Source organism: Thermus caliditerrae, assembly GCF_021462525.1.
Lineage (GTDB): Bacteria > Deinococcota > Deinococci > Deinococcales > Thermaceae > Thermus > Thermus caliditerrae.
Map to the genome: position 1 here is coordinate 195491 of NZ_JAKEDT010000001.1, position 12793 is coordinate 208283.

Below are 12793 nucleotides of genomic sequence, written 5' to 3' on the forward strand. Positions count from 1 at the left end.
CCCCCCAGGCTACCCCAGCTCCAGGCTTCTTCCCAGAATGGAAAGCACATTCGGGCCCCTGGCGGGGCCCGAGGGTGCCCAAGCGGCGTTAGGCCCTGGGGTCCAGGATCACCTTCACCCCCTGGCCGGAGGCAAGGAGGGCGAAAGCCTCCTGGTAGCGGCTCATGGGGAAGCGGTGGGTGATGAGGGGCCTCAGGTCCACCCGGCCCGAGTAGACCAGGGCGGTGCCCTGCATCCAGGTCTGCCAGAGCCTCCGGCCGGCGATGCCGTAGGCGGTGACCCCCCGCATGACCAGCTCCCCCGCCAGGTCAAAGCGGATGGGGTCCGAGGGGATGCCCAAAATCCTCGCCTCCCCCCCGGGGATGAGGGCCTGAAGGCCCTGGTGGATGGCCGCCTCGTTACCGGAAAACTCCAAAAGCACCTCCACCCCGCTCCCCGTGACCTCCCGCACCACCGCGAGCACGTCCTCCTCCCGGGGGTTGATGAGCCGGTCGGCGTAGGGTTTGGCAAAGGCCAGGCGGTAGGGATTGGGGTCGGAGATGAGAATGGGGCCCGCGCCGCTGGCCCGGGCCACCATGGCCGCCATGAGGCCGATGGGCCCCGCCCCGGTGATGAGGACGCTTTTGCCGGAGACCCCGCTTCCCGCGTACACCGTGTGCACCGCATTGCCGAAGGGCTCCAGGATGGCCGCCACCTCAAAGGGCAGCTCCCTCGGGTTCACCCAAGCGTTCTCCGCGGGCACCACCACGTACTCGGCGAAGCCCCCGTCCCGGTCCACCCCCAGGATCTGGGTGTTCAGGCACACGTGGTAGTTGCCCGTGCGGCAGGCGGGGCAAGTGTGGCAGACGATGTGGCTCTCCAGGCTCACGTGGTCCCCCACCTGGGGCCTTTTGACCCCAGGGCCCACGGCCTCCACCACCCCGCTGAACTCGTGTCCGGTGACGATGGGGGGGCGGACCCGACCCTGGGCCCAGGTGTCCCAATTCCAAATGTGCAGGTCGGTGCCGCAGATGCTCACCGCCTCCACCCGCACCAGGATCTCCCCCGGGCCCGGCTCGGGCACGGGGCGCTCCACCAGGGTTAGGCCTGGTTCCGAGGACAGCTTGGCCAGTGCGCGCATACCTGGGCCATGCTACCACCGGTAGAGGGCGCCCACGCCGAAGCGGGTGGTGTCGGCGGCCTCGAGGCTGAAGCTCAAGCCCAAAGCCGGGGTGAGGTCGTACCCCAGGGTGAAGGTGAAGCGGGCAAGCCTGCCATCCCCTGGCAGGAAGGTGGAGCCCAGGGAAAAGGTCAGGCCATCCCGGCGGTACTGGGCGCTGAGGGTCTGCTCCCCTCTTAGGTCCAGCTCATAGCCCAAGAAGAGCTCAGGGCTCAGGTACTTGCCCACGGAAAAACGGGTTTCCTGCAGGTCCCCTCCCTGGAGCACGGGAAGCTGCACCTGGAACCGATCCAAACCCAGGGAACGGGCCAACTCCCTTTCCAGCTGGCCCAGCACCAGGTTCTCCAAAGCGGCCCCCAGGGCCGCCTGGGGCAAGGTTTCCGCTAGCCGGGTGACATCGGGGGTACCCAGGGTGAGGAGGGCGTAGATCTCGGGTTCAGTGAGGGGTGGGTCCGAGGTGAAGTGGGGATCGAGGCGCACCTTCACCCGCCCGTTTTCCCGCAAAAACTCCCCCGTGGCCTCCAGGAAAACCTTGTGGCCCCGGGTTTCCGCCTGGGCCTTGAGTTGGAACTGAGGCAGGATGCCCCGGTCCGGGGAAAAACGCAGGAAGCTCCCCGCGAGATCCAGGGCAAAGAGGGAATCCCACAGGCGGAAGTTACCCCATAAGGCCTCCACCTGTCCGGACAGGTAGGGGTCGGCGTAGCTCCCTCCCAGGAACACCTCCCCCTTAAGCTCCCCCTGGGCCAGGCTTTCCTGCACCAGGATGCCCCGCTCCGCGTACAGGCGCACCCCGTCAAAGAAGAGAGGAAAGGGGCTCGGCCTGGCCCCAGCCCCCACCTCCACCCCCTCTTGGGAGAGCTCCTTGGCCCGGGCTTCAGGCAGGGCCAGGCGGGCCTTGAGCACCTCGGCGTTGCCCGTGAGGCGGTACGTGCCCTTTTCCTCGTAGAGGAAGAAGCTCTTCACGTCCAGGAGGCCTTCTTGCAGGTAGTACTGGGGATAGGAGAGGGGAAGGCGGCCATAGCCCGCCAAACGCAAGGGGAAGAGGGTTCCCTGGGCCTGGGCCTCCCCCAGGCGGATCTCCACCCCGTAGCCCGGGTAGCGGAAGGCCACTTCCGCCGGGGTGGCTTCCTTGAGGCCGGGAAGGGAAACCTCCCCCTTGGCGGTGACCCGGAAGTCCTCCAACTGGCCCTCGAGGCCCAGCCGGGCCCGCCCCGGGAAGGGGGCGGAAAGGAGGAGCTCCCCCTCCGCCTTGGCCCCCCCGTTCAGGGAAAGGAGGCCCTGGGGCAGGTACCCCTCCACCGGACCCAGGCGGAAGCGGAAGTCCTGGAAATCCGCCTGGAAGCCTTCCCTCCGCAAGCGGAGGGTGAGGCTCCCCGAGCCCTCCGGGCGGTAGGGCTTGAGGGCGGGCACCACCTGGAGCACCGGGGTGAAGACCGTGTCCTTGAGACTCAGGTAGAGGTCGCTCCCCTCCCGGCTCCAGTACCCCCCGCCTTCCCAGGTGCCCCGACCGGTGAGGCGCAGATGGTCCACGTAAAGCCGCCCGTCCTGGAAGCGGAAGGCCGCCTGCCCCTTGAGCTCGTCCCCCGCCCCCACGAAGCGCAGGGCCTCCCCCACCAAGACCCCCTCCCCCCTCCAGGGATCGGCCAGGGGAAGCCTTAGGCGCACGGCTCCCGTCCAGTAGGCCTCCCCCTCAAGGGGCCCCGCCATCGCCATGAGGAGGAGGTGGAGGGGGAAGGCCCGGGGAGAAGCGGATAGGTCCAGCCGCCCCTCCTTCAGCTCCACCCGGAAGGGGCTTTCCCCGAGCCGCCCCTCCGCGGCGAGGCGCCCGGGCGCGAAGGTGCCGGAGAGGGCCAAAGGTAAGGCCGTGCCCGCCACCTCGGCCCGCCCCTCCAAGCTCCCCCTGGCCGCCTGCCCCTCCACAAGAAGCCGCCCCGAAACCCGCCCTTTGATGTAGGGCACATAGCGCCCAAGGAAATCCTCCAAAACCGCTTCCTTAAGCTCCAGGGATCCGGACAGGGGAAGGAGCCGCCCCTGCACCCCCACCCGGCCCACGCCTCCCTCCAAGGCGCCCTCCACCTGATAACCCTCGCCGTACACCCGCCCCCGGAAGCGGCTTGCCAAGGGGGGAAGGGGCAGGTCCAGGGAAAGTTCTCCCGCAGGTGGGTAGGCCAGCTCCCCCACGAGGTAGGGGCCCGCGGCCTTCAGGTGGGCCTCGAGGCGCCTCCCGGAAAGCGTCACCACCTCCTCCCCCGCCCGGTAGGTGACCCGGTAGGCGCCTTGGAGGTCCACCTCCCCCTCCAAGCCTCCTGCCCCCGCCGCCCACCAGGGCCAGGCTGGGTGTGCTCCTAAAAGGTGCACCCGCTCCCCCTCCCCCACAAGGCGCAGGGCGAAGCCCCTGAGGTCCAGGCTCAAGGCGCCCTCCACCTTCCCAGCGGCGTAGCGCAGGGCCCCCTCCCCTTCCGGGCTCATGAGGGCCAAGGAGAAATCCCCGAGGTCCAGGGTCCCCTCCAGGGGAAGCTCCATCCCCGGCACCCGGTAGGCCAGGCGGAGCTGCTCCCCCGCGCCCTCCACCTGGAGCCCCCCAGGCACCAGGCCCGCCAGGAGCCGCCCCCCCCCCCAGGCCACCCGCCCGGCCAGGTCCAGCCGCACCCCCCCCACCTCCAGCACCGGCCAGAGGAGGCGCACCCTTTCCCCCAAAACCTCCCCCGCTAGGCCCGGCACCCCCTCCCCAAAGAGCTCCAAGGCGCCTTCCCGGAAGGCCAGCCTGCCCCCCCAGCTTCCCTTCCAGGCCACCTCCCCCCCGAGGGCCCCCCGCCGAAGGCCTGAAGGCCCAGGGAAAGCCCCACCGCCCCCCAGGGCCCCTCCGCCTGTCCGGAAAAGCGCAAGGGGCCGTAGCTGAACCCCTGGGCCCCTAAGGAAACCCCTTCGGGGCCCACCTCCCCGGAAAGCCCCTCGCCGTTTACCGCCACGCGGAAGCCGGGAAGCCCCTTAAGGGCAAGCTCCACCTCCCCGTAGCGGTAGCGCCCTGCAAGCCACTCCCCGGGGTAGACTCCTTCCGCCCAAAGCTCCCCCAGGCCCCGGGGCAAAGGGCCCCCGTAGCGGTAGGCCAGGCGGAAGGGGGAAAGGTCCAGCCGCCCCCATAGGGGAAGCCCCTCCCCCACCAGGTCCAGCCCCAGCCCCTGGCCTTTGACGGCCACCTGCCCCCAGGGGGTGGACACCCGCCCCTCCCCGGAAAGTGCCCCCAGGTAGCCCGCCTCCGCCCGGTAGCGGTACGCCCCTTGGAAGGCCGCTTCCCCGTAGGCCACCTCCCCCGAAGCCTCCGCCTGTAGGCCCGGGCAAGCCCCCAAGGGCGCGGGCAGGCAGAAGGCTCCAAGCACCTCCCCCTGCCACGCCCCCTCCCCCAGGAGGCGGAAGGCCCCCTTCCCCAGGTCCACCTCCCCGGCCACCCCCCCGCCGGGCAGGGGGTAACGGAAGGCTAGGGCCCCGGAAAGCCCCTCCCGGTAACGGGCCTCGCCCCGCAGGCGGGGCCCCGCAAAGCGCACGATGGCCCCTTCCCCCCCGTAGGTCCCCGCCACCTCCTCCCCCAGCACCTCCCCGGAAAGCTCGGCTCGCAAAGGCCAAAGCCACACCTGGCCGGAAAGCCTGCCCTCCGCCCGCTCCAGTACCACCCCGATGGGCCCATCCCAGGGACCCTCCGCCTGGCCCCGGGCCCGGAGGGGAAGCCCAAAGGGGCTTAGGTCCTTATCCAGCTCTAGGGAAAGCCTCCCCCCCTTCAGGTCCAGGCGGAAGCCCGGGGCCTGGCCCCGGAGGACCAGGCCCTCGAGGTCCAGGGGGCCGCCTTCGTAGGCGTAGGCGAAGCGGAAGGGCAGGCTTTCCCCCTCCCCCGCCACCGACCCTTCCCCCTCCAGGAAGAGCCGGGGAAGCGCCCCTTGCAGGTGGGCTGCCGCCTGGAGGCGCGCCTGGCCCAGGGGGAGGACGTAGCGGGCCTCCCCCGAAAGGCCAAGCCCCTCCAAGGTGCCCTCCGCCCGCACCTCCCCTGGGAGATCCTCCCCCACGAGGGAAAAGCGCAAGGAACCCGCCCCCTCCCCCAGGAGGCGGAGGCCCCGGCCCTCCCCCTCGAGGGTCCCCTGGTACCCCTCGGGGCCGTAGGCCAGGTCGGCCCGCACGCGGAAGCCCTCCACCTCCCCTTCCCCCCGCACCCCTATGCGCCAGGCCCCGTCGTAGCGGGCGGCGAAGGCCAGGGGGGCCTGCCAAGCCGCCTCCACCTTGGCCCCTTCGCCCCAAAGGCGCAAGGGGCCCTCCTGCTCCAGGTACCGCAGGCCCCGCAGATACCCTTCCCCCTGGTAGCGGGCTCCCTCCCAAAAGAGGTGTAGTTCCCCTTCAGCGTAGGGGGAGGCGAGGTAGAGCTGGCCCTCTCCCTTCCGGGCCCAAAGGTCCAACCGCCCGGCCCAACGGGCCTCCCCTAAGCCCTCCCGAGCCAGCCGCACCGCTATGGCCAGGTCCGAGAAGGGGCCTTCCAGCCTGGCCTCCACCTCCCGGTAGCGGAAGGCGCCCGCCACCTCCCCCTCCAGGCCCGGCCCCAAGCGCAGGCGGCCTTCTCCCTGGAGTTCCTCCAGGCCCCAAAGCCGACCCTCCCGCACCGCCCAGGCCAGGCCCAAGGCCCTTTGCGGCAGGAGGAGGCTCAGGGTACCCCCCCGGTAGTCCACCGCCACCGCCTCCTCCCCGTAGCGGAGCCGGGCGGAAGCCTCCCCTTCTCCCCCCAGGGTGAGCCTCCCCGAGGCTTCCCCGGAAAGGGGAAGGCCCAAAGGGGCCGCCAGGGGAGCCACCTCCTTTAGGGCCAAGCGCACCTCCTGCCCCCGAAGGGCCGCCTCCCCCCCGGAATACTCCACCCGCAGGAAGGGCTCCCTTTCGTACCCGCCGCGGAAGGCAAAGGGAAGGTTCTCCCAAGTTCCCTCTCCCGCCGCCTCCACCCTGAGCCCCTCCCCCGAGAAGCGCCCCTCGAGGCGCCCCGCCTTGCCCAAGAGGGCAAAGGGCAGGGCAAAGCTCCCCTGGTAGCGGAGACCCTCTCCCGCAAGGCGCACCGGCCCCTCCAGGGTGTAGCGCACCCCGCCCTCCGTCCAAACCCGGCCCCGGAAGGGCACCGGCTCTAGATAGGGCACCCAGGCGTCCCCAAAAAGGGACAGGGACAAGGCGTTCCACGGCCCGCCCCCCTCCGCAAGGAGGCGCACCGCCACCCCGCCCGCCTCGTAGGCCCCCTGGAGGGCCAGGGAAAGCCCCTTCGGGGAAGCCTGCCCTTCCCCCTGGAAGTAAGGCCCGGAAAACCTGGCCCTGGCTTCCAGAAGCTCCTCCCCCGTCAGCAGAGCCTCCCCATACGGAGAGGTAAGCCTAAGCCTCCCCCCCCGGGTGCCCCAGGTGCCCGCCGCCCTCACGGGCAGGCCCAGGGGGGCGAGGTCGTAGCCCTCCGCCGAGAGGAGAAGGGAAAGCCCCCCCTCGTACCCCCCGAGAACCCTCAGGCCGGGCGCCCCGCCGGAAAAGTGCACCCGCGCCCCCTTCCCCTGGAAGGCCAGGCGCAGGCCCAGCCGCTCCAGGTGGGCCTCCCCCCGGTAGGCCAGCCCCAGGAGGTCCAGGCGCCCCAAAAGCCGCCCTGGCCCCAGGGTGGGCACCTCCAGCCCCCCGGATAGGGCCAGGTCCCGCCAGGGGCCCCGCCCCTCCACCTCCCCGTAAGGGGTGGAAAGGCGCACCTCGCCCCCCTCCAGGTTCCCCTTTGCCCAAAGCCCTCCCTCCAAGCCCTGGTAGCGGAAGGGAAGGGAAAGGGCAAAGGGGAAGCCCCCCTGGAAGGCCACCCGCCCCACCCCGAAGACCTCGAGGCCCCCTCGGTCCAGGCGGAAGGCCAAGGGGGGAAGCTCCACCCCTTCCGGCAGGGGCGGCCGCAGGGTGCCGGAAAGCCGGAGCTTTGGGTACACCTCCCCCTTCCCCTCCACCCGCCCGGAAAGGGCGAGGGAAAGCCTTCCCCCCTCCCCGCGCACAAGGCCCCGCACCCCGTAGACCTCGGCCTCGGCCCAGCCGGAGAACCCCGGCCCGTAGGCCAGGTCGGCAGAAAGGCGCACGGGCCCCAAGGCTACCCGCCCCTGAAGGCGCAGGCCCTCCCGGTAGGTGAGGCGAAGGTCCTGGCTCCTCAGGGCCAAGCCCACCCCGGGGTCATAGGCCCCTTGGAAGGGCAGCGCCCCCAGGGGGGTCTGGAACCGCCCCCCAATCTCCGCCCCCAGGCGGCGCAGCCTGGCCTCCGCCTCCAGGTAACGTCCCTTTAGGAAAAGCCTTCCCGAAAGCCCCCCTTCCCGGTAAAGGGCCTGTCCGGAAAGGCGGAACTCGTCCAAGGCGCGGATGGGGAGGTCGCGCAGGCGGAGGGCCAAAACCCCGCCCCGGTACTCCCCCTCCCCGTAGGGGCTGAGGAGGCGGAAGCCCCAGGCCTCCTGCAGGACCCGCAGGGGAAAGGCGGCGTAGGGGGAGGCGTAGCGGAGATCGGCCTGGAGCCTGCCCGCCAGGAGGCGCCCTTCCCCCTCCACCGCCCCCACCGCCAGGGGGGTGGGGGAAAGGCGGAGGACCAGGGCATTCCAGGGGCCAGATAGGGCCAGGGGTCCAAGCCGCCCCCAAACCTTATCCCCCTCCCCCGCCACCTCCCCGGAGAGGTCCATGGGAAGGAAGGGAGGAAGGGCCACCCCAGGGCTTCGCACCCGGGCCTGCCAGCGGCTTCCCTGGCTTTGGAAAGCCACCTCAGCCCATCCCTCCAGGGGCTTGGGCCAGGCCAAGCGGCCTTGGGCCTCCGTGCGGCTTCCCTCCCCCTTCAGGAAGACCCTGCTTCCCAAGGAGTCCTCGAGGCTCGCCCGGTAGCCCTGCCCCTCCAGGCCAAAGGCCAGCCGGTAGGCGCGGTCCCAAAGCCTCCCTTCCGCCTCCGCCCGCAGGGAGAAGACCCGGTCAAAGGCAAGGGTCCCCCGGTGGCGGAAGGGTTGGGAAAGAAGCCGCCCCGCCCCCTGAAAGCGGCCCTGGATGCGCACCGCCTCCCAGCCATCCCCCTCCAGGAAGAGGTCCCCATCCCCCTCCACGGGCAGGGAGAGGCCAAAGTGCCTGGCCAAGGCGGAAAGCCGGGGGCGGCCCGTGAGGGCAAAGCGGTAGCGCTCCCCCTTCAGGTCCACCTCGGCCTTGGCGGCCAGGGGCCCCTCGAGGCCCACGCCCTTGAGCTCCGCCTCCACCCGGTCCTCCTTTAGGCGGATGGGCCCCGCCACCTGGGCGAGGGTGAAGCCCACCAGCTCCACCACCCCCCCCGCCACCTGCGCCTCCCCCTCCACCCCTCCAGGCCCCAGGCGGAAGGTTCCGGAAAGCGTCCCCCCCTGAAGCCCCCCGTAGAAGAAGGAAAGCCCCCGCACCTCCCCCCGGAAGGCCACCTCCCAGGCCCCGAGGTCCGGGGCCAGGGCCCGGGCCTCCCCGCGGAAGCTCCCCCCGGGAAGCCGGGCCAGGAAGGCGTAGGGGTTCTCCCCCTGGAGGGTGAGGCGCAGGGGAGGGAGGAAAAGCCGCTTTCCCTTGGGGAGCTCCACCTGGGCGTCCTCCAGCACCAGCTGGCGGAAAACCACCCGCAGGGCAGGGGGCGGCCCCGGCTTCTCGGGGATCAAGGCCTCCCAGGTGGGTTTGAGCCTGGCCCCCTTCAAGCGCAAGGCCAGGGGAAGCTCCCGGCGGAAAAGGCCCAGGAGGTCATAATGGAGCTCCACCTCCTCCGCCTCCAGGGCCAGGCCCGGCCCCACCAAGGCCACGCGGGAAAGGCGCAGGCCCACGGGGAGGAAACCCCGCACCTCCCCCACCCGCCCTTGGAAGCCCGAAAGGGCCAAGGCCCCCTCCACCGCCTTCCGCAAGAGGGGGGGCCAGGCCAGGAGCGGCAAAAGGAGGAGGAACAGGCCCAGAAGGAGGAGCCCCCGCCGCATCCTCCTCAGGATAGGCAAGGGAGATGAAAAGCGCGTGGCAAGCCCCCTAAGTGCCCGCACGCAAAGGTTGCCCCCCTGGCCAAGGCCAACGTGGCGTGCTCATGGCCTCTTTGGGGCCCCCCCCCCCCCCCANGGGAGTGGGGTACCGGGCCTTCGCCCAGAGGAAGGCCTTGGAACTGGGGCTTTCCGGCTACGCGGAGAACCTGCCGGACGGCCGGGTGGAGGTGGTGGCCGAGGGCCCCGAGGAGGACCTGCGGGCTTTCCTCCACCACCTCAAGCAGGGCCCCCGCCTGTCCCGGGTAGAGGGCGTGGAGGTGCAGTGGGCGGAGGAAACCGGCCTAAGGGGGTTTTACGTGTACTGAGCCCAGGCCTGGGGCCTGACCCCGGAGGCCAGAAGGGTCTGGGCCAAGGTTTCCTTGAGCTCCGCCAGCCCCGTGCCCTTCACCGCGGAAACCGGCACCCCCCCAAGCCGCTCCCGCAGGTAGTAGACGTCGTAAGGGGCCGCCCGGTCCGCCTTGGAGAGGGCCAGGACCCTGGGGGCCTCCACCCCTAGCTCCCGCAGGAGGTCCTCCACCACCCGGTAGCGCTCCAAGGGCCCCTCTTCCGAGGCGTCCAGCACGTGGACCAGGAGGTCGGCCTCCCGCACCTCCTCGAGGGTGGCCCGGAAGGCGGTGAGGAGCTCCGCGGGCATCTGGCGGATGAAGCCCACGGTGTCGGTGAAGAGGACCTCCCCCACCCCCGGCAGGAAGCCCCGGCGGGTGAGGGGCCTTAAGGTGGCGAAGAGCTTGTCCTCCCCCGGCTCCCCGCCCCGGGCGAGGGCGGAGAGGAGGGTGGTCTTGCCGGCGTTGGTGTAGCCCACCACCGCGATGAGGGGCACCCCCCGGCGCTTCCTTTGCCTCCTCGCCTCCTCCCGGCGCCGGGTGAACTCCTCCAGCTTGTGGCTCAGGTGGGTGATGCGCTCCTGGAGCCTTCTCCGGTCCACCTCCAGCTTGGTTTCCCCCGGCCCCCGGGTGCCGATCCCACCCCCCAGGCGGCTCATCTCCTTCCCCTTCCCCACCAGGCGGGGGAGGAGGTAGCGGAGCTGGGCCAGCTCCACCTGGGCCTGGGCCTCGGGGGTTTTGGCGTGCAGGGCGAAGATGTCCAGGATGAGCTGGGTGCGGTCCAGGACCTTGAGGCCCGTGGCCCGCTCGATCTCCCGGGCCTGGGTGGGGGTGAGCTCCAGGCCGAAGATGAGGGTGGAGGCGTTTTCGTGGTAGGCGAGGCTCTTGAGCTCCTCCAGCTTGCCCAGGCCCACCAGATACCGGGGGTCCAGGTGGGGGCGGAAGACCAGGACCTTCTTGACCGGCACCCCTCCCGCGGTTCGGGTGAGCTCGGCGAGCTCGGAAAGACCGGCCTCCGCCTCAGGGCCCTCCCCTAGGTCCACCCCCACCAGGATGGCCCGCTCCCCGCTCCCATCCACAAGCTCCCGCACCCGAGCCTGGCGGGCCAGCTCCTCCTCCAAAGCCGCCACCTCCCCTCTCAGGTCCAGGTCGAGGTACTGGAAGTAGGGCTTAGGGGGAAGGATGCGCCAGTCCTCTTCCTGGGCCTTGGGCGGGGAGAGGAAGGCCAGGTGCAAGGTGGTGGGCCGCCCTTCCTCCACCTCGAGGGCCGCCAGGTTGTCCAGGCGGTTCAGGAAGAGCACGGAGAGGTCCGGCCGGGATAAGCCTCCCTTGGCCAGGTGGGTGTGGAGGAGGCGGAAGCCGGAAAGCCGCCTCTCCGCCCTGGCCCCTTCGGGAACGGGGAGGTCCTTGGCGTCCCCCACGCCCACCCGCACCACCCGGCCCTCCCGGTCCAGGAGGAGGCTGATGGGCCTCCCGATCTCCTGGGAAAGCCCGGCCAAGGCCTGGGCCAGCTCCGGGGTGAGCACCCTCTCCTTGGGCACCCGCCTGCGGTACAGATTGGAAAGCTTCTTGAGCTCGCTCTTCTTGAGCCCTTCCGTCCTGCCAAAGATCTTCTCCAATGCCCCCTCAGTATACCAAAGCGCAGCCCCTGGCGTAGAGTGGAGGCTGTGCGCGGGCTCGCCCTCGCCCTCTTCCTCTCCGCCGCCTTCGCCCAAGGGGGCTACGCCTTCCTCGTGGTCCTCGGGGCTGCCCAGTACGGGGGAAGGCCCTCCCCCGCCCTAGAAAGGCGCCTCGAGGCCGCCCTCGCCCTTTACCGCCAGGGCCTGGCCCCCCGCATCGCCGTGGCCGGGGGTAGGAGCCCGGGGGACCGCTTCAGCGAGGGGGAGGTGGGCTGCCGCTACCTCGAGGCCAAGGGCGTGCCTAAAGAAGCTCTCCTCTGCGAGACCCGCAGCCAAAACACCTACGAGAACCTTCTCTTCCTCAAGCCCCACCTCCGGGGCAAGGTGCTTCTGGTCACCGATGCCCCCCACCTGCCCCGCGCCCTCTTCCTGGCGCGCCTCCTGGGCCTGGAAGCCGAGGGCCACCCCGTGCCCGGCCCCTACCCTTGGGCGTACTGGATCCGGGAAGGGCTCTACCGCCTTTGGCTCTACCTGGGCCTCAAGCCCCTCCCCGGGGGGAAGGGCCTCAAGACCCTCCCTCCAAGCGCCGCACGGAGTCCAGATAGCCCTCCAGCAAGGCCCTAAGCTGGCCCAAAAAGAGGGCCTTCTCCTGCTTGGCCCGCTCCACCTCCCCCCTAAGACGCCTGAGCTCCTCCGCCGCCTCGCGGAGCACCTGCTCCTTGGCGGCCAAGGCCTCCTTACGGATGAGCTCCGCCTCCCGCTCCGCCTGAGCCTTGAGCTCCCGGGCGATCTTCTCCGCGGCCACCACCGCCCGCTTCAGCTCCCCCTCCGCCTCCTTCAGGCGGGCGTTTTCCTCCTCCAGGGACTTCACCCGCTCCCGAAGGTCCTCGTTCTCGCGGATGAGACCCTCCATGACCTCGGCCACCTGGGCCAGATAGGTCCGCACCGCCTCCTTCTGGTAGCCACGAAGCCCCGTGGGAAACTCCTGGTAGCGCACGTCTAGGGGGGTAAGGTCCATGGTGTCCCTCAGTCTACAAAAAGGGCCCGGCCCACCCGGACCAGGGTGGCCCCCTCCTCAATGGCGATGGGGAAGTCGTCGGACATGCCCATGGAGCGCTCCGGAATGCCAAAGCGGTCGGCCAGCCGCGAAAGCCTCCGGAAGATGGGCCGCACCATACCTTCCGGCCCGATGGGGGGCACGGTCATGAGGCCCAGGACCTCCAGGTGAGGCATCTCCCGCACCCGGGCCAGGGCCTCGGGCAGTTCCTCCTCCAAAAACCCGTGCTTCTGGGGCTCCCGGCCCAGGTTCACCTCCACCAGGACCCTAAGCCTCACCCCCACCTTCTCCCCCACCCGGTCCAGGGCCTCCGCCAGGCGCAGGGAGTCCAGGGAGTGGATAAGGGCGAACCGGGGGGCGAACTTGGCCTTGTTGCGCTGCAAGGGCCCGATGAGGTGCCACTCGGCCTCTAAAAGCTCCATCTTCCCCAAGGCCTCCTGCACCCGGCTCTCCCCCAAGGGGAAGGCGCCGTAGCGCAGGACCTTCTCCTGGATCTCCTCCACGCTCCTGCCCTTGGTCACCGCCACCAGGCGCACCTCCTCCAGCCGCCGCCCCGCGCGGCGGCAGGCGGCTTCCATGGCCTCCAAAACCTGGGGCAGGCCCATGGG

The 12793-nt window shown here is 70.7% G+C and carries 8 protein-coding genes; 2 read left to right on the forward strand and 6 right to left on the reverse strand.

From position 1 onward, the window contains the following. Positions 1 to 88 precede the first annotated feature (88 nt). Genes tdh through L1088_RS12390 form a run of 3 tightly spaced genes read right to left on the reverse strand, consistent with a single transcriptional unit; the run spans position 89 to position 9129 of the window. Positions 89 to 1120, reverse strand: a complete 1032-nt coding sequence (tdh, locus tag L1088_RS01025) for an L-threonine 3-dehydrogenase (RefSeq protein ID WP_234553345.1) — start codon at positions 1118 to 1120, stop codon at positions 89 to 91. Positions 1121 to 1132: 12 nt separating this feature from the next. Beyond that, entirely contained in the window at positions 1133 to 3952 is a 2820-nt protein-coding gene (locus L1088_RS12525) for a translocation/assembly module TamB domain-containing protein (protein WP_326490742.1), read from the reverse strand. Next, positions 3868 to 9129, reverse strand: coding sequence for a hypothetical protein (locus L1088_RS12390; protein WP_326490743.1), 5262 nt, complete (start codon positions 9127 to 9129; stop codon positions 3868 to 3870). The genes L1088_RS12525 and L1088_RS12390 overlap by 85 nt, the downstream gene beginning before the upstream one ends. Positions 9130 to 9230: 101 nt before the next feature. Between L1088_RS12390 and L1088_RS01040 the strand changes: the two genes are divergently transcribed. Further along, the gene (locus tag L1088_RS01040; protein WP_234553346.1) at positions 9231 to 9491 is read left to right on the forward strand and encodes an acylphosphatase; all 261 of its coding nucleotides are present in this window, start codon (positions 9231 to 9233) and stop codon (positions 9489 to 9491) included. Here L1088_RS01040 and hflX read toward each other — a convergent pair. Next, entirely contained in the window at positions 9479 to 11128 is a 1650-nt protein-coding gene (hflX, locus tag L1088_RS01045; protein ID WP_234553347.1) for a GTPase HflX, read from the reverse strand. The two genes, L1088_RS01040 and hflX, sit on opposite strands and share 13 nt — an antisense overlap. Before the next feature lie 39 nt (positions 11129 to 11167). Between hflX and L1088_RS01050 the strand changes: the two genes are divergently transcribed. Continuing rightward, entirely contained in the window at positions 11168 to 11752 is a 585-nt protein-coding gene (locus L1088_RS01050) for a YdcF family protein (RefSeq protein WP_438948055.1), read from the forward strand. On the opposite strand, the gene L1088_RS01055 is transcribed toward L1088_RS01050, so the two are convergent. Together L1088_RS01055 and L1088_RS01060 are read right to left on the reverse strand one after the other, a co-directional pair. Next, positions 11694 to 12146, reverse strand: coding sequence for a DivIVA domain-containing protein (locus tag L1088_RS01055; RefSeq protein ID WP_234553349.1), 453 nt, complete (start codon positions 12144 to 12146; stop codon positions 11694 to 11696). The two genes, L1088_RS01050 and L1088_RS01055, sit on opposite strands and share 59 nt — an antisense overlap. Positions 12147 to 12154: 8 nt before the next feature. Beyond that, entirely contained in the window at positions 12155 to 12790 is a 636-nt protein-coding gene (locus L1088_RS01060) for a YggS family pyridoxal phosphate-dependent enzyme (RefSeq protein ID WP_234553350.1), read from the reverse strand. Between the last annotated feature and the right edge of the window lie 3 nt (positions 12791 to 12793).

Bases quoted from the DNA above. Each gene is read 5' to 3' on its own strand.
- L1088_RS01060 (WP_234553350.1), bottom strand. From the start codon at position 12,790: ATGGGCCTGCCCCAGGTTTTGGAGGCCATGGAAGCCGCCTGCCGCCGC.
- L1088_RS12390 (WP_326490743.1), bottom strand. From the start codon at position 9,129: ATGCGGCGGGGGCTCCTCCTTCTGGGCCTGTTCCTCCTCCTTTTGCCG.
- L1088_RS01055 (WP_234553349.1), bottom strand. From the start codon at position 12,146: ATGGACCTTACCCCCCTAGACGTGCGCTACCAGGAGTTTCCCACGGGG.
- tdh (WP_234553345.1), bottom strand. From the start codon at position 1,120: ATGCGCGCACTGGCCAAGCTGTCCTCGGAACCAGGCCTAACCCTGGTG.